We start from the raw sequence: 14720 nt of genomic DNA, 5'->3' as shown, positions 1-14720 counted from the left end.
ATTCGGGATTCGGGATTCGGGATTCGGGATTCGGGATTCGGGATTCGGGAAAAGCAAAACAGGGCGACTGTTGTCGCGCAACCCGGAAACCCGTGCTGTTGCCGCCTTGGAGAAGGGGCAGGGGATTTGCTTTTGGCGTCGCGCTCGACAAAGCAAATCCCCTGCGTCGCCGGTCCGATCGGACTTCAAGCCCGCAGCGGGCGCTCGCCCCTTTTTCGAAGCAGGCGATGGTTCGCGATACGTCCAAGGGGATGGCGACCCGGCGCTTCGCTTACGCCGGCTCCAGGCCCTGCCCGCCCACCGAGCGCAGGTACGCATCCAGGCCGCGTTCACGCGATTCGGCGAAGCGTTCGCCGGTGGCGGCGTAGTCGTCGATCCGGTCCGGACGAAAGCTGCGGAAATCGGCGCGCAGCCGGCACCAGGCGCCCAGAGTCCAGCTTCCGCCCCAGAACGTCAGGCACAGCGGCTCGATCTCGCGTTCGCTGGCGCGCGCTTCGCCGTCGCGGTAGCGCAAGCGCAGCACCCGCTGTTCCGACACCGCCACATGCAGGGCGTCAATCAGGCCGCTGGCCTCGATGCGGTTGTCCAGCTGCGGGGCGAAGATGCGGGTGCGGGCGCTGCGGGCGCGCAGTTCCGGCGGCAGTACCGCCTCGATCTTGAGCAGCGCCGCGGTGGCGGCGCGGCCCAGGCGCTCGCCGCCGAAGGCGCGCACGAAGCGCGTACCGACCACCAGGGCTTCGAGCTCGTCGGGGTTGAACATCAGCGGCGGGATGTCCGCGCCCTTGCGCAGCAGATAGCCGACCCCGGCCTCGCCTTCGATCGGCACGCCGGACCGCTGCAGGTCGGCGACATCGCGGTAAACCGTGCGCAGCGATACTTCCAGGGTCTGCGCCAGCTGCTGGGCGGTGATCGCATGGCGGCGGCCGCGCAGGGCATGGATCAGCAGAAACAGGCGGTCGGCGCGGCGCATGCGGCATGATCCCGCGCCGCCGCGCTGCGCTCAAGCGCGCCCGCATGCGGGTCGGCGCGGCCCCCGGGACCGCGCGCGCTCACGCACGCAGCTCCGAACGCGGCGTCGGCGCCAGGCGCAGCCATTGCGGCGGCTCGCGCAGCGCCTCGCGCTCGGCCTGCGCCCAGCGCGCACGCCAGAGCGGATCGGCCTGCAGCCGCGCCGCGGCCGCCGCATCGCCGACCCGCGCGAACCAGACCAGATGCGGTCCGTCCTCGCGCACCGGCAAGCGCGGAAACTTGTTCGGCGTGTCGTCGCTCAGATACACGCCCAACAGCTCGGCGCCGACCGCGCGCAGGACCGGCACGAATTCGCGTTCGAAGGTCGCGGCGAAGCCGGCGGCTCCGGCCTGATTCAACGCGCAGACGCCGGCCAGTATCCGCCCCTGCGCCGCCTCGTCCGCCGCGCCCGGCGCCGCTCGCGCTTGCCTGGCGGCGGCGAAGCCCGATCCCGGCCAAGCCGGTTTCAGCATCAGCACGTCGTCGCTGTCGAGCATGGTGGCGTTGGCGGCTTCGCGATGGCGCTTCCAGGTCGGCCCGCCGTAGAAACCCTCCAGTGCGCTGCGACGCACCGTGTGATCGGGAAAACCGCGGATCCAGGTGTAGCGATCGGGGTCGTCGAGGTCGCGGAACTGGCCGATCAGGTGCATGCCGACCGCCTCCTGCGATTCGACGAATTCGCGTTCGAACAGTTCGATCAGTTCGTCGCGGCGGCCCGGATGCAGGCGGTAGCGGCGCAGCTCGATCACCGCGTCCTGGTGCAGCAGGCGGCCGTCGTCGTCGCAACGGCGCAGCCACATATGCCAGTTGGTTTCCCAGCTCGCTCCACCGTCGACGGAGAACTGCTGGTGCCAGTGCGCGGTGTGGGCGCTGATGCCGCTCCAGACGAAGCGTGCCCGCACCGGCCGTCCGGCATGCTCCAGCTCGCCTTCGAACGTGCCGACGCCGTCGCGATAGGCGCCGACCACCGGCGGTTCGAGCACGCCGTCGTGACTGCCGGCCCAGTAGATGCTCCATTGCCGGCGTTCGGGGTTGAACAGGCGCAGGGTCATGCCTTCGAATCCGTCCTCGGCGCCGGCGCGGCTCCAGTCGCTGAGGAAGGCGTCGACGTTGCCGAGCCCGCCCAGCACCGGCGCGCAGGTCTGCAGCGCCGGGAAGATCTCCCAGTCGTCGCTGCCGGCCAGGCGTTCGCGCAGGCGCTCGTTGCGCACTTGCCAACGGCCGTGGAGAAAGTCGAAGTCGTGGCGACCGTCGTCGCGCACAGGTGCGGATGCCGTCGTTGTGGCGTGCGTGGCGGACATGGGGCAGGCCTCGCTGTGGTCGGAGTCAATCGATCCGGGTCATGCGCATGACCCAGTTGGTTTCCCAGGTGCGGCCGCCGTCGGGCGACAGCGCCTGTTCCCAGCGCACGCTGTCGGCGCGGATCTGCGACCAGACCGCGCGCGCCGGCAGCATCCGGCCCTGATGCGCTTCCAGGCCTTCGAACAGGCCGATGCCGTCGCGGAAGCCGCCGATCAGCGGCGGTTCGAGCACGCCGTCGCGGTCGCTGGCCCAGTACACGTGCCACTGCCGGGTTTGCGGCCGGTACAGGCGCAAGGCAAAGCCTTCGATGCCGCCGTTCCAGTCGGTGCGGTAACGATCGACGCTGCCCAGCCCGCCGAGCACCGGTCGGCATTCGTCGGTGGCCTCGAATTCGATCCACTCGTCGCTGCCGGCCAGGCGTTTCGCCAGGCGCCGGTTCTCGACCCGCCAACGGCCGTGATAGAAGTCGAAATCGCGGCGGCCGTCGCGTTCCCCGCCTGCGGCCGGCACGGCCTGACTCGCCTCGCCGACCGCCGCGGCACCGGCCGGCAACAGCGTCCCCCATGCCGCGAGCTGCGCGCTCGCCCCCAACCGCAAGATCGTCCGTCGCTGCCGGTCCATGCCGCATCCCTCTGCCGTGCCGATCGCACCGGAGCACTGTGCGCGGGGGCTGCTGCCAGCCTGTTGTCAGCAGGGCGGCGAGCGTGGGGATGTTCGCAATGAAGGCCAAAGCGGGAGCGCCCCCGTCTGCCCCCCGTTGGCAGAACGGGGAATGCTGCGGATCGGTCCGACGCGGCCGGGTGTCCGCGGCATCCGGTCCGATCGCGACGCCCCGACTGCATCGTGACCCGCTATGTCCCCACGACGCCCCTTTTGTTCGCCTTTTTGCGAAAGGGGCCAGGGGGGATTTGCCGTTGCTGTTGCCCTGCGCCTAGGCCGCCGGCGGCCCCGGAAACCGCACCCGCACCTCGAAGCCGCGGCCGGGGCCGCGCGGGTCGTCGGCGCCGCGCTCCAGGCCCGGGCCGCATTCGATCCGCGCGCCGTGGGTCTGGGCGATGCGCGCCACCAGCGACAGGCCGATGCCGCTGCCGCCGTCGGGGCTGCCCGGGGCCCGGTAGAAGCGGTCGAAGATCCGCTCGCAGTCTTCCGCCGCCACCCCGCAGCCGCTGTCGGCGACGCTGAGTTCGACCGCGCCGCCGTCGCCGCGGATGCAGCTGACCGCGATCTGGCCGTCGCTGCCGGCATGGCGGACCGCATTGTCGAGCAGGTTGCGCAGCAGGATGCCCAGCTGGTCCACGTCGCCGAGCAACGGCGCCGGCCCGGTGCGCAGGCTGATGCGCTGGCGGCGCTCGCGCGCCAGGGTCTCGAAGTCGCGGATCACCAGGACGATCAGGTCCGACAGGTCCAGTGGCTTGAGCCGCACCGACTCTTCGCCGGCATCCAGCCGGGCCAGATCGAGCAACTGTTCCGACAAGCGCGCTGCGCGCTGTACGCCGGCGCTGAGCCGGTGCAGTGCGCCGTTCTTTTCTTCCAGGGTGGGCGCGCGCAAGGCCAGTTCGGCGTGCGTGCTCAGCACCGCCAGCGGCGTGCGCAGCTCGTGCGCGGCATCGGCGATGAAGCGCCGCTCGTGCTGGACCGCGGCATCGACCCGCTCCAGCTGGCCGTTGAAGGCGTCGACCAAGGGCCGGAACTCGCTCGGCAGCGCCTGGGTCGGCAAGGGCGTGAGATCCAGCGGCTGGCGCCGGCGCAGAATGTCGCGCACGGCGGTGATCGGCCGCAACGAGCGTCCGATCACCAACCAGGTCGCCAGCGCGAACGCCACCAGGATCAGCGCCGCCGCGAGCAGACTGCCGACGATCCAGCCTTGCAGCTCCTCGATCGCCATGCGCTTGGTCCGGCCCACTTGCACCACCAGCCCGCGCTGCGGATCGGTGAGCGTGTAGACCTGCCAGCGCTCGCCGTCGATGATCCGGCGCGCGAAGCCGTCCTTGAACTCGGGATTGAGCGGCTGCAGCGGCGCCGCCGCGGAATACACCACGTTGCGGCCGTTGGCCCAGACCTGGAAGCTCATCTTGCGGTCGGCCTCGACCGGCACCGTCGGCCGCTTCGGGTCGCGCGTGGGCAACCGCTCCAGGCCCTCGGGCATCGAGCCGAGCACCTGTTCGGCGATCTCGCGCAGCGAGTTGTCGAGCATGCCGGTGTGTTCGCGCCCCAGTTGCCAGACCTGGCAGCTCAGCCATACGAACCAGGCCAGCAGCACCGCCTTGATCAGCACCCAGGTCAGCTTCCAGCGCAGCGAATGCCCGCCCGGGAACTCGCGCATCCGCCGGCAATGTTCGCGGCGCGCGCGGCGGCGCCGCTCGCGCCAGCCCACGGCGTCCTCGGTGGAGGACCCGGCCGCGTTCGTGCCCGCGGCAGTGGCGTCGCGCCCGCGTTCCATGCTCAGTTCGGCCCGCCGCCGATGCGGTAGCCGTAGCCGTGCACGGTCACGATCAGGTGTTCGCCGAGCTTGCGCCGCAGCTGGTGGACGTAGACCGCGATGGTGTTGCTCTCGATCGTGCCGGAACTGCCGTACACCGCTTCCTCCAGTTGCTCGCGCGTCACCACCCGGCCCTGGCGTTCGAGCAGCAGCATCAAGGTGCGGAACTCGTGGCCGCTGAGCGCGACCGGCTCGCCCTCGCGGGTCACCAGGCGCCGCGCCGGGTCCAGCACCACGGTGCCGCAGCTCAGCACCGGCGACACCCGGCCCTGGCTGCGCCGCATCACCGCGCGCAAGCGCGCGCCGAGTTCGTCGAGCTGGAAGGGTTTGACGATGTAGTCGTCGGCGCCGGCGTCGAGCCCGGCGATGCGCTCGCTGAGCTTGTCGCGCGCGGTCACGATCAGCACGGGGGTGGCGTCGTAGCGGTTGCGCAGGGTGGCCAGCACGCTCAGCCCGCTGCCGCCGGGCAGGCCGAGATCGAGCACCACCGCATCGTAGTCGTGATCGACCAGCGCGGTCTTGGCCAGCGGCGCGTCGGCGACCCAGTCGACCCGGCCGCCGTCGTGGCGCAGGCCGGTGCGCACCGCCTCGGCGAGCATGGCGTCGTCTTCCACCAACAGGATCTTCATGCTCCGTCCGTCTGCGTCGTTGCGTCGCTCCACCGGCCGCACTGTGCGCCGGCACGATTAAAAAGTTCTTAAAGGCCGGGGCGCAGGATGCGTCGGGTCGTGCCGGCGGTCCGCGCCTGTGCGTCCGGCGCGGCCTGCGACGATGCTACCGCGCCGACCGCGTTCCGGCCCCGTCCGGACCTGCGTTCTTTCAGCCCCGATCTTTCAGGAGCCCCCGCGATGAAAGCCCAGTACGCCGCCCCCGATCCCGCCGGACCGAACGCCGTCGCCGGTCTGGTGGTCCGTCCCGTCCTGCGCCAGGACGCCGATCTGTTGATCGCCCTGTGCCAGGAGCATGCCGACCAGCGCGCCCTGGAACGCCGCCCCTATGGCCCGCCGCGCAACGACGCGCTGGAGCTGCTGGAAGTGCTGTTCGAACCGCCGTTCGCCGCCTGGGCCTGGATCGCCGAGATCGACGGCCGGGCGGTCGGCTACGCCAGCGCCACCGCCGGCTTTTCGATGCTCGAACGCGCCTACTGCCTGCACCTGGACGATCCCTACCTGCGCGCGCCCTGGCGCGAACGCGGCATCGAGGTGGAACTGTTCCGCCACGCGCGCGAGGCCGCGCAACGCTTCGGCTGCCTCAACCTGCAATGCCAGTCGCCGCAGTGGAGCGAAGCGGCGCGCCTGCTCGATGCGCCGTTGCGCGCGGTGCGCTTGGACGCGGTGCGCTACGTGGTGCGGATGGAAGAACCGGCGGCGGCGTGAGTCATTCCGCCGCATCCGCGTCCGCGACGTCGAACAGATCGGACTGCGGCTGCGCCTCGTCCTCGCGCACGAAGCCCGACAGGCCGACCCCGACCAGGCGATAGCGGGTCTGCGCCGGCAGCTCGACCCGGCCGCGCAGCGCACCGGCGATCCGCGCCAGTTCGGCCGCGCCGGCCGGCGGCTGGGCGCCGGTCAGGCTGCGGGTGAGGATGCGGAAGTCGGCGGTCTTGAGCTTGAGCACCACGGTGCGCGCGATCCGGCCCGGGCTGCGCTGCAACTCGCGCTGGTAGCTCGCCCAGGTCTTGTCGGCGAGGCGGCGGATGTCCTCGTCCAGCGCATCCAACGGCAGATCTTCGGCGAAGGTGTCCTCGGACGAGATCTGCAGGGTCGGCCGCTCCGGCTCGACCGGATGCTCGTCGATGCCCAGCGACAGCTCGTGCAGGCGCCGGCCCCAGCGGCCGAAGCGTTGCTCCAGCGCCTGCGCGCCCAGTGCGCGCAGGTCGGCGACCACCGCCACGCCCAGGTCGGCCAGTTTGCGCTCCATGACCTTGCCGACCCCGGGCAGGCGCCCGACCGGAAGCGGCGCCAGGAAGGCCGCGACCTGGTGCGGCTTGATCACGAATAAGCCGTCGGGCTTGTTCCAGTCGGAGGCGATCTTGGCCAGGAACTTGTTCGGCGCCACCCCGGCCGAGGCGGTCAGCGCGGTCTCCTCGCGGATCGCGGCGCGGATCGCCTCGGCGGTGGCGGTGGCCGAGGGCAGGCCGGTCTTGGTCGCGGTGACGTCCAGGTAGGCCTCGTCCAGCGACAGCGGTTCGATCAGGTCGGTATGGCGGGCGAAGATCTCCCGCACCTGGCGCGACACCGCCTTGTAACGGACGAAATCCGGCGGCACGAACACCGCCTGCGGACACAGCCGCTCGGCGCGCACCGCCGGCATCGCCGAGCGCACGCCGAACTTGCGCGCCTCGTAGCTGGCCGCGCACACCACCGAGCGCGCGCCGCGCCAGGCCACCACCACCGGCCGGCCGCGCAAGGCCGGGTCGTCGCGCTGCTCGACCGAGGCATAGAACGCGTCCATGTCGATGTGCAGGACTTTGCGGCGCGGCGCGGGTTCGGCGGTGGCGGCGGTCGGGAGCAAGGCGGCGTGGCATCGGGCGACGCCGCCATGGTAGCGCCGCCGCGCGGCGCAGCCGGCTCTCAGGCCGCGATGTAGCGGCCTTCCAGTTCGTCGACCTGGTTCAGCGCGCCGGAGTAGATGCCGTCGTCGCCGGACAGGTAGTCGGCTTCGCCGATCTGATTGACCAGGTTCTGATAGGCGGCGCTGACGGTCGGCGTGTCCTCCCAGATCGTGGTCTGGCCGACGATCCAGCGGTTGTCGGGGTAGTTCTGCAGCACCGCCATGACCTGCGCCACCGCGCCGTTGTCGAACCAGTTGTCGTTCGTGTCCATCAACGACAGGTGGATGCCGACGATCTGGGTGTCCTCGCCTTCGCCGCTGCTGGCGAGGATGCCGATGCAGGAGGTGAACGGGGTGAAGCGCACGGTGTCGATCAGCGGACCGCCGTTCGGCGGCACGGCCTGCGCGCTGGCCCAGTAACGCTCCGGAATCTGCAGCGGGTCGCCGGTCCATTGGAAGATCTGATAAGGCATGTCGGTGTTCTCCTGTAGCACCGCGTGGTCGGGAAGCAGGCCCCGTTGCGGCACGACGCCGCAGATTGGACTTGTAGCGACGCCGTCGCGGCGGCGACATGCGGATCGAATTCCCAGTGCGTCGAGCGCCGCCATCGGCCGCCCGCGCAGCTGCATCGGCGATCTTCGCCGCGCGCACCGCTTCACGACGTCGGCGCGGCTGCGTTCTGCCGGACATGAACTTCGTACTGACCCTGCAAAGCGGCGCCCCGCGCGTCCCGGAACCCTGCTTCGCCGGCCTGCCCGAACCGGACTCGCCCGCGTTCGAATCGCTGCGTCAGTTCTGCGAGGACCATCAGGTCGACGTGCTGGCTTCGCTGCCCTGGGTCGCCGCGGAAGTCGCAGGCAAGGCCGGTTTCGGCGCGATGCTGCGGCTGGTGCACCGCCACGGCGGCCGCCGGCTGTACCTGCCGCGCGGCCGCGCCGCCTGCTCTTCGCGCATGGGCCTGTCGCTGGACCCGCTGACCCATCGCCAACTGCTCGACCGGGCCAGCGCCGCCGGCACCATCGAGATTCCCTCGGCCTGGGGCGTGTTCGTCGGCCTGCGCCGGGTCGGCATCCGCGCCGCGATCCGCAGCGGCCGCAGCTTGCGCGAGGTCGCCCATGCCTTCGGCGTGACCGAGCGCCACCTGCGCCGCGAGGCCGACGGCCTGCGCCCGAGCTGAACGCGGGCCGGCGGCGAGGCGCCGCGCGGCCCGGCATCGGCGACAATGGCGCCCCTCGCCGCCACCGCCCCGAGCCCATGTCCGCCGTACCCACGCCCAGCCCCAGCTCCGCCATCTCCCTGACCCGCTACCTGATCGAAGAACAGCGCGCCGGCCGCATCAACGCCGACCTGCGCCTGCTGATCGAAGTCGTCGCCCGCGCCTGCAAGACCATCTCGATCGCGGTCGGCAAGGGCGCCCTCGGCGGCGTGCTCGGCGACGCCGGCACGGGCAATATCCAGGGCGAGGCGCAGAAGAAGCTCGACGTGCTCAGCAACGAGATCCTGCTCGAAGCCAACGCCTGGGGCGGTCATCTCGCCGGACTGGCCTCGGAAGAGATGGACACCTCGCACCCGATTCCCGACGTCTACCCGCGCGGCAACTACCTGCTGCTGTTCGATCCCCTCGACGGCTCGTCCAACATCGACGTCAACATCTCCGTCGGCACCATCTTCTCGGTGCTGCGCGCGCCCGACGGCGTCACCCAGGCCGAGGACAAGGACTTCCTGCAGCCCGGCACCGAGCAGGTCTGCGCCGGCTACACCACCTACGGCCCGAGCACGATGCTGGTGCTGACCATCGGCCACGGCACCCACGCCTTCACCCTCGACCGCGAGGTCGGCAGCTTCGTGCTGACCACGCGCGACATGCGGATCCCCGAGGAAACCAAGGAATTCGCGGTCAACATGTCCAACCAGCGCCACTGGCAGCCGCCGATGCAGCGCTACGTCGCCGACCTGCTGACCGGCAAGGAAGGCCCGCGCGGCAAGGACTTCAACATGCGCTGGGTGGCCTCGATGGTCGCCGACGTGCATCGCATCCTGACCCGCGGCGGCATCTTCAGCTATCCGCTGGACGCCAAGTGCGCCGACAAGGGCGGCAAGCTGCGGTTGATGTACGAGGCCAACCCGATGAGCTTTCTGGTCGAGCAGGCCGGCGGCGCCGCCAGCACCGGCCGCCAGCGCATGCTGGAGGTGCGGCCGACCGGCCTGCACCAGCGCGTGCCGGTGTTCCTCGGCAGCAAGCACGAAGTCGAAGCGGCGGTGCGTTACCACCTGGAATACGATGCTGAACAGGGATAAGCGCAGGTCCCGACGCCGCCGGCAGCGCTGAACCGGCGAACCGGGCCCCCAGCCCGGCTCGCCGCATACCACAATTTTTTTGCCGTATATCGGACAGATGTCACATTGTCCGCATCCGGTTGCTATCTTCGTTTACATAAAGACTTGCGGTAGTTCATGGCGCGCTCGCGCCGGTGGGGAACCTGCGATGTCGAATCACGCACAGCGCGACCTGGGGGGTCGCCACGCGGCCACGATCTTGCCGCCGCCGCTCGCGGCGGCGCCGGACGGCCTGCGCGAACTGCTCTATCTCAGTCCCGGCGGCGCCGGGCGCATGCATGCGCTGACCGCGCTCAAGGCGCTGGGCTGGAACCTGCGCCGCGCCGCCGACGCGCGCAGCGCGCTGCGCCAGCTGCACGCGAGCCCGCACACGCCGCATGCGGTGCTGGTGGACTTGCGCGAAGGCTTCACCGCCCGCGATCTCAGCGAACTCGGTCCGGCCCTGACCACGGCCAACGCGGGCTGGATCGCCGGCATCCACGCCGAACAACTCGGCGACGCGCTGGTGCGGCGGCTGATCCGCGACTATTGCTACGACTACGTCACCCTGCCCTGTCCCGAGGCGGTGCTGCACACGGTGATCGGCCACGGCCACGGCATGGCGGCGTTGTCCTGCGGCCAGCATCGCGGCGCCGAACACCACCACGTCGACGGCATGATCGGCGAATGCGAAGGCGTGCGCACGTTGTGCCGCATGCTCGGCAAGGCCGCCAGCAGCGACGCGCCGGTGTTCATCGCCGGCGAGACCGGCACCGGCAAAGAGCTGGCGGCGATGGCCCTGCACCGACATTCATCGCGCAGCCGCGCACCGTTCGTGGCGATCAACTGCGGTGCGATTCCGCACAACCTGGTCGAATCCGAGCTGTTCGGCTACGAGCGCGGCGCCTTCACCGGCGCGCAGCAGCGCAAGCTCGGCCGGATCGAGCTGGCCAACGGCGGCACCTTGTTCCTCGACGAAATCGGCGACCTGCCGCTGGACAGCCAGACCTCGCTGCTGCGCTTCCTCGAACAGGGCACGATCGAGCGCGTCGGCGGCCAGGGCCCGATCCCGGTCGACGTGCGCATCGTGTCGGCGACCCACCACGATCTGGACGCCGCGGTCGGGGCCGGCCGCTTCCGGGCCGATCTCTATCACCGCCTGTGCGTGCTGCGCATGCAGATGCCGCCGCTGCGCGAGCGCGGTGGCGACATCGACCTGCTCGCCGACTACGCCCTGCGCCGCTATTCGCAGGAAGGCCGGCGCGGCTTCAAGGGGTTCTCGCCCTGCGCGCGCCAGGCCATGCAGCGCCACGCCTGGCCCGGCAACGTGCGCGAGCTGATCAACCGCGTGCGCCAGGCCGTGGTCATGGCCGAGGGACGCTACATCACCGCCGCCGACCTGCGCATCGGCGACGCGGCCGCGGAACGGCCGATGACCTTGGAGGAAGCGCGCGACGTCGCTACCCGCGAGGCGATCGAGCGCGCGCTCAAGCGCAATCGCCAGCGCCTGGGCGAATCGGCGCGCGAGTTGGGCGTATCGCGAGTGACGCTGTACCGGCTGATGCTGAAGCTGGGCATGCGCAGCGGCGAGGACGACGCCGAGCAGGACGCGCAACCCGCCTGAACCGGCTGCCCGAACGTCCGGTTCCCCTCTCATTCGCAGCGCCGCTTCGGCGCCATCACCGGGTGCGCCATGAGCGAGCACGACGAAGAACTCAACGAGTGGCTGATGGAATTGTTCGCCGGGCTCAACGAGCGCGAACGCAAAGTACTGCATCGGCGCTTCGGCATCGACGACCCGATCGCGGCGATGCGCGCGGCCGCCGGCGAACTGGAGTCGACCCGGGCGCGGGTACGCGCCATCCAGTCCCGCTTCGAGCAGGACGCTGCCGAAGACGAAGGCCCGGACCGCGCCGCCTGAGCGGCCGCGACGCGGACAAAAAGAGGGCGAAAGCCTCACACTTTCGCCCCGGCGCCCGCGCCGGAACGGCGCTGCAGCGCGAAACCCGATCTGTCGATTGCGTCGCCCCGGCGACGCGGCCCCTGTTCTCCCCTGTCTTTGCCCTTTGCGGCGATCCGGTTCCGGCGGTTCGGTCGCGGCGATCGACCCCTTTCGCTGCGGATCAGAACGACTTGGAACCGCGCAGCGAAAACACGAAGTTCGGCGCGTCCGGGGTCAGTCCGGCGGCGAGCTGGCCGTTGAGGGTCCAGCCCGACGGCAGCACATAGCTGGCGCCGATGTTGAGCGTGGTGCTGTTGCTGGAACTGCCCGGCACGCGCCGCTTGGGCCCGCCGGGCGCGGTGGTGTGGGTGGCGCCGGTCTGGGCGGTGGCGACGCTGAAGCTGATCGCCGAACGGTCGTTGAGCGCGATCGCCAGGCCGCCGCTGAGCTGGATGGTATTGCCCAGCGCCACTTCCGCCGGCGACACCTGTTCCAGCACCGGCGAGATATCGTCGAAGTCGGTCGGTCTGTTGTAGGTGTAGCCGATGTTGCCGAACAGGATCACCGGATCGTAGGTGCGCAGGGCCGATACGTTGAAGGTCGCGCTCCACACGCCCGAGCCGGTCGGCAGCTCTTCGGGGATGTTGAGGTTGTTGTTGTTGTCGTCGGGCTGGATCAACTTGAGCCCGAACGGATCGCGCCCGGTCGGCGCGCGCACGCGCAGGCTGGTGACGATGTCGGGCCAGCGCGGCGATTCCTTGACCCACTGGTAGTACACCGCGGCGCTGGCGTCGCCGAGCCCCTGCGAGCGCATGCTGACTTCGCTGACCACGCTGGACGCGCCGCCGGCGCCGCCGCTGACGAAGCGCGAATCGCGGTAGACGTAGGGCACGCTGGCTTCGACGCTGAGCCGGTCGGTCAGGCCGTAGCGGCCGGTGAGTTCCAGCGTGCCGACGGTGGCTTTGGTCTGGTCGAGGTTGATGCTGCCCAGGAAGATCGCGTCCAGGGCCAGGAAACCGCTGAGCGCGAGTTGGCGGCGGTCGTAGTAGCTGTAGCTGAAGCCGGCGTCGAAGGTGAACTTGCGCTGGAACAAGGGCGCGTGCTCGCGCACCACCAGCGCCTTTTCCTGCTCGCGCCGCTGGGCGTCCTCGTCGCGCTGGGTCTGGCCGATCTGCACCGTGCCGTCCTGCGCGCTCTGCGCGACCCGCGCCTCCTCCTCGGTGGCGGTGGCCGAGGCCTTGCGCTGCGCCTCTTCGGCGACCGTGCGCGCGACCTTGGCCGCATTGTCCTGCATCGAGGCGTCGCCGCCGAGGCCGCGCCCGCGCTGGCTCAGTTCCATCTCGTCGACCTGGTGGCGCAGGCGTTCGATCTCGGCGCGTTGCGCGGCCAGCTCGCGGCTCATTTCGAGCATGCGCTGGTGCAGGGACAGGGTCGGGCCGTCGTCGGTTTCGGCGGCGACGGCCGGGAGCGCGATCGCGAGCATCAGCGCGACCGACAAGGGAGCGAGGGCTGGGCGCATGGTCTCGGCGTCCGTGGCAAGAGGAGAGGGAGCGCTCAGCGAGGCAGCGCGCGCAGGCTTTCCAAGGCTTGTTGCAGACCCAGTTGCTGGCTCAGTTGCGGCGTGATCGGAGCGCTGACGAACTGCAACTGCAGGCTGTTGCTGCCGGTCAGATCGTTGCCGGCGATGCGGCCGAACTGGACGATGCCGCCGCCGGCGGCCGGGTCCAGACGCTGTTGCAGGGTCGCGCCGGGACCGGCGACGCCGAGCTGCACGCCGCCGTCGAGGAAGGTGACTTGCGCGGTCATCGGGCCGGCGCTGGAGGCGGCCTGGGTCTGACCGTTGAAGCCGCTGGCGTCGACGCTGTCGACGAAGCCGATCCGGGTCAGGTTGGACAGACGGTTGCGGTCGCCGGCGATCTGGGCGATCTGGCCGATGCCCTGCACCGATACCTGCTCGGCGCCGCTGGCGGTCGCCGGCGTCGCCTCGGGCAGGCCGGAGCCGGCTTCGGCCTGGCTGCGCGCATCGGTCTGCACCGAAAAGCCGCCGCCCTCGCGCTGCACCAGCATCGAGCCGCGGGCGCTGGCCAGGCCTTGCTGCGGCGTGTGCAGGCTGGAGACCAAATCGACCCGCAGGCCGACCAGCATCTGCGCACCGAAGTAACGTCCGCTGATCGTCGCCAGGGTCGCCTCATCGACCAGATCGACTTTCAGAGGGGGCAGGGCGGCCGCGGGTTGGACCGCGGCCGCCGCTGCCACGAGGGCCGCGAACATGGCACAGGGGGATGGACAGTTCATCGGGCACCTCGCAAGCGGTACGCGTCGCACGTGTCAGAACAAATCGGTAACGACCAGGCCGAACTCGACCACCCGCGGCGGCGCGGTGGCGCGGTCGAGCGCGTCCACCCGGCGCTCCAGCGCCGGCGAGCTGCGGTGGTTGACCAGATAGGAATCGGCGCGCATCGGCCGGTCGCCGACCACCGCGAGCACGATGCCGTTCCAGCCGCGGACGAAATCGGCTTCCGGCATGACCCGGTGGCCGAGCGCCGGATCGGCGACGAACACTCGCCCGCCGGCCGCGCCCTTGACCACCACGAAATGGCGATAGCCCTTCAGGTCGAGCAGGGCGATCACCGGCATCTGCAAGCGGTACAGCGCGTCGGGCTCGATGCGGAACCCGTGCGCGCGCATGCCGATGCCGGAGACGTAACGCTTCATGTCCAGCATCGAGAACCCGTTGCGCACCACTTCCTTCGGATCGACCCCGACCATCATCTTCTTGATCAGCTCGGCCTCGCTCACCTCCAGGCCGTAGCCGTAGTGGAGCAGGCTGGCCAACGCCGCCGAGCCGCAACTGAAGTCGTAGCGCTGCTGCATCAGGTCGCGGTAGCGCAGATCGCGCATCGTGCGCATCGGCTTGATGCCGGGCACCGCGCCGTTGCCGACCAGACGGGTGACGTCGACCGGCACGCTGCGCTCGCCGGGCGACTGCGCATGCGCCGCGCCCGCGGCGAGCAGGGCGCAGAGGCAGACGGCGAGGGTACGGATCGGCGGGGTCATGGCCTTGGATAACGACGCTGGACGCGATGCGCGGGAGGGAACTCGATCCGCGGCGGCCGGGGG

Annotated in this window: 15 protein-coding genes; 5 read left to right on the top strand and 10 right to left on the bottom strand. The window is 70.5% G+C overall.

The window, feature by feature from the left end; translation table 11 throughout:
* Positions 1–271: 271 nt before the first annotated feature.
* The 5 genes from TX83_RS11820 to TX83_RS11800 all read right to left on the bottom strand — a co-directional run bounded on the left by TX83_RS11820 (position 272) and on the right by TX83_RS11800 (position 5418).
* On the bottom strand, positions 272–970 hold the full coding sequence (locus TX83_RS11820) for a helix-turn-helix transcriptional regulator (RefSeq protein ID WP_064748149.1): 699 nt from the start codon (positions 968–970) through the stop codon (positions 272–274).
* A 79-nt stretch (positions 971–1049) separates the two neighbouring features.
* Complete coding sequence (locus TX83_RS23685) at positions 1050–2309, bottom strand: NIPSNAP family protein (protein ID WP_222423761.1); 1260 nt, start codon at positions 2307–2309, stop codon at positions 1050–1052.
* A gap of 25 nt (positions 2310–2334) precedes the next feature.
* The gene (locus TX83_RS11810; RefSeq protein WP_222423760.1) at positions 2335–2931 is read right to left on the bottom strand and encodes a hypothetical protein; all 597 of its coding nucleotides are present in this window, start codon (positions 2929–2931) and stop codon (positions 2335–2337) included.
* Between the two features lie 310 nt (positions 2932–3241).
* The gene (locus TX83_RS11805) at positions 3242–4633 is read right to left on the bottom strand and encodes a sensor histidine kinase (RefSeq protein WP_075575128.1); all 1392 of its coding nucleotides are present in this window, start codon (positions 4631–4633) and stop codon (positions 3242–3244) included.
* Between the two features lie 119 nt (positions 4634–4752).
* A complete protein-coding gene (locus TX83_RS11800; RefSeq protein WP_064748147.1) occupies positions 4753–5418 on the bottom strand; it encodes a response regulator transcription factor in 666 nt (221 codons plus the stop codon).
* Between the two features lie 219 nt (positions 5419–5637).
* On the opposite strand from TX83_RS11800, the gene TX83_RS11795 reads away from it, so the two are divergent.
* Entirely contained in the window at positions 5638–6165 is a 528-nt protein-coding gene (locus TX83_RS11795; RefSeq protein WP_064748146.1) for a GNAT family N-acetyltransferase, read from the top strand.
* Between the two features lies 1 nt (position 6166).
* Here the strand turns inward: TX83_RS11795 and dinB are convergent, their stop codons facing one another.
* Together dinB and TX83_RS11785 are read right to left on the bottom strand one after the other, a co-directional pair.
* A complete protein-coding gene (gene dinB, locus TX83_RS11790; RefSeq protein ID WP_261370114.1) occupies positions 6167–7303 on the bottom strand; it encodes a DNA polymerase IV in 1137 nt (378 codons plus the stop codon).
* Between the two features lie 59 nt (positions 7304–7362).
* Positions 7363–7815 carry a hypothetical protein gene (locus tag TX83_RS11785; RefSeq protein ID WP_064748145.1) on the bottom strand — a complete coding sequence of 151 codons (453 nt, stop codon included), beginning with the start codon at positions 7813–7815 and terminating at the stop codon, positions 7363–7365.
* 215 nt (positions 7816–8030) lie between these two features.
* Between TX83_RS11785 and TX83_RS11780 the strand changes: the two genes are divergently transcribed.
* The 4 genes from TX83_RS11780 (at position 8031) to TX83_RS11765 (ending at position 11579) form a co-directional block, all read left to right on the top strand.
* Positions 8031–8519 (top strand): hypothetical protein, encoded by a 489-nt coding sequence (locus TX83_RS11780; protein WP_064748144.1) that lies wholly within the window; start codon positions 8031–8033, stop codon positions 8517–8519.
* A 77-nt stretch (positions 8520–8596) separates the two neighbouring features.
* Positions 8597–9640, top strand: a complete 1044-nt coding sequence (locus TX83_RS11775) for a class 1 fructose-bisphosphatase (RefSeq protein ID WP_064748143.1) — start codon at positions 8597–8599, stop codon at positions 9638–9640.
* Between the two features lie 187 nt (positions 9641–9827).
* Positions 9828–11282: a sigma-54 dependent transcriptional regulator gene (locus TX83_RS11770; RefSeq protein WP_079248195.1), complete on the top strand. Its 1455-nt coding sequence runs from the start codon at positions 9828–9830 to the stop codon at positions 11280–11282.
* 69 nt (positions 11283–11351) lie between these two features.
* Complete coding sequence (locus TX83_RS11765) at positions 11352–11579, top strand: hypothetical protein (RefSeq protein WP_064748142.1); 228 nt, start codon at positions 11352–11354, stop codon at positions 11577–11579.
* Positions 11580–11781: 202 nt separating this feature from the next.
* On the opposite strand, the gene TX83_RS11760 is transcribed toward TX83_RS11765, so the two are convergent.
* From TX83_RS11760 to TX83_RS11750, 3 genes are read right to left on the bottom strand one after another with little or no spacing between them, the layout of a single operon-like run.
* Positions 11782–13119 (bottom strand): transporter, encoded by a 1338-nt coding sequence (locus TX83_RS11760; RefSeq protein ID WP_064748141.1) that lies wholly within the window; start codon positions 13117–13119, stop codon positions 11782–11784.
* Between the two features lie 35 nt (positions 13120–13154).
* A complete protein-coding gene (locus tag TX83_RS11755; protein WP_064748140.1) occupies positions 13155–13871 on the bottom strand; it encodes a hypothetical protein in 717 nt (238 codons plus the stop codon).
* A 57-nt stretch (positions 13872–13928) separates the two neighbouring features.
* Positions 13929–14657: a C39 family peptidase gene (locus tag TX83_RS11750; protein WP_075575124.1), complete on the bottom strand. Its 729-nt coding sequence runs from the start codon at positions 14655–14657 to the stop codon at positions 13929–13931.
* Between the last annotated feature and the right edge of the window lie 63 nt (positions 14658–14720).

The organism is Lysobacter antibioticus HS124, assembly GCF_000336385.2.
In the GTDB taxonomy this organism is placed as follows: domain Bacteria; phylum Pseudomonadota; class Gammaproteobacteria; order Xanthomonadales; family Xanthomonadaceae; genus Lysobacter; species Lysobacter firmicutimachus.
The sequence above is the reverse complement of the archived record's forward strand: the minus strand, read 5'-3'. Positions and strand labels throughout refer to the sequence as shown.

Coding starts and splice junctions, on each gene's coding strand:
- TX83_RS11820 (WP_064748149.1), bottom strand. CDS start 970: ATGCGCCGCGCCGACCGCCTGTTTCTGCTGATCCATGCCCTGCGCGGC.
- TX83_RS23685 (WP_222423761.1), bottom strand. CDS start 2,309: ATGTCCGCCACGCACGCCACAACGACGGCATCCGCACCTGTGCGCGAC.
- TX83_RS11810 (WP_222423760.1), bottom strand. CDS start 2,931: ATGGACCGGCAGCGACGGACGATCTTGCGGTTGGGGGCGAGCGCGCAG.
- TX83_RS11805 (WP_075575128.1), bottom strand. CDS start 4,633: ATGCGCGAGTTCCCGGGCGGGCATTCGCTGCGCTGGAAGCTGACCTGG.
- TX83_RS11800 (WP_064748147.1), bottom strand. CDS start 5,418: ATGAAGATCCTGTTGGTGGAAGACGACGCCATGCTCGCCGAGGCGGTG.
- TX83_RS11795 (WP_064748146.1), top strand. CDS start 5,638: ATGAAAGCCCAGTACGCCGCCCCCGATCCCGCCGGACCGAACGCCGTC.
- TX83_RS11785 (WP_064748145.1), bottom strand. CDS start 7,815: ATGCCTTATCAGATCTTCCAATGGACCGGCGACCCGCTGCAGATTCCG.
- TX83_RS11780 (WP_064748144.1), top strand. CDS start 8,031: ATGAACTTCGTACTGACCCTGCAAAGCGGCGCCCCGCGCGTCCCGGAA.
- TX83_RS11775 (WP_064748143.1), top strand. CDS start 8,597: ATGTCCGCCGTACCCACGCCCAGCCCCAGCTCCGCCATCTCCCTGACC.
- TX83_RS11770 (WP_079248195.1), top strand. CDS start 9,828: ATGTCGAATCACGCACAGCGCGACCTGGGGGGTCGCCACGCGGCCACG.
- TX83_RS11765 (WP_064748142.1), top strand. CDS start 11,352: ATGAGCGAGCACGACGAAGAACTCAACGAGTGGCTGATGGAATTGTTC.
- TX83_RS11760 (WP_064748141.1), bottom strand. CDS start 13,119: ATGCGCCCAGCCCTCGCTCCCTTGTCGGTCGCGCTGATGCTCGCGATC.
- TX83_RS11755 (WP_064748140.1), bottom strand. CDS start 13,871: ATGTTCGCGGCCCTCGTGGCAGCGGCGGCCGCGGTCCAACCCGCGGCC.
- TX83_RS11750 (WP_075575124.1), bottom strand. CDS start 14,657: ATGACCCCGCCGATCCGTACCCTCGCCGTCTGCCTCTGCGCCCTGCTC.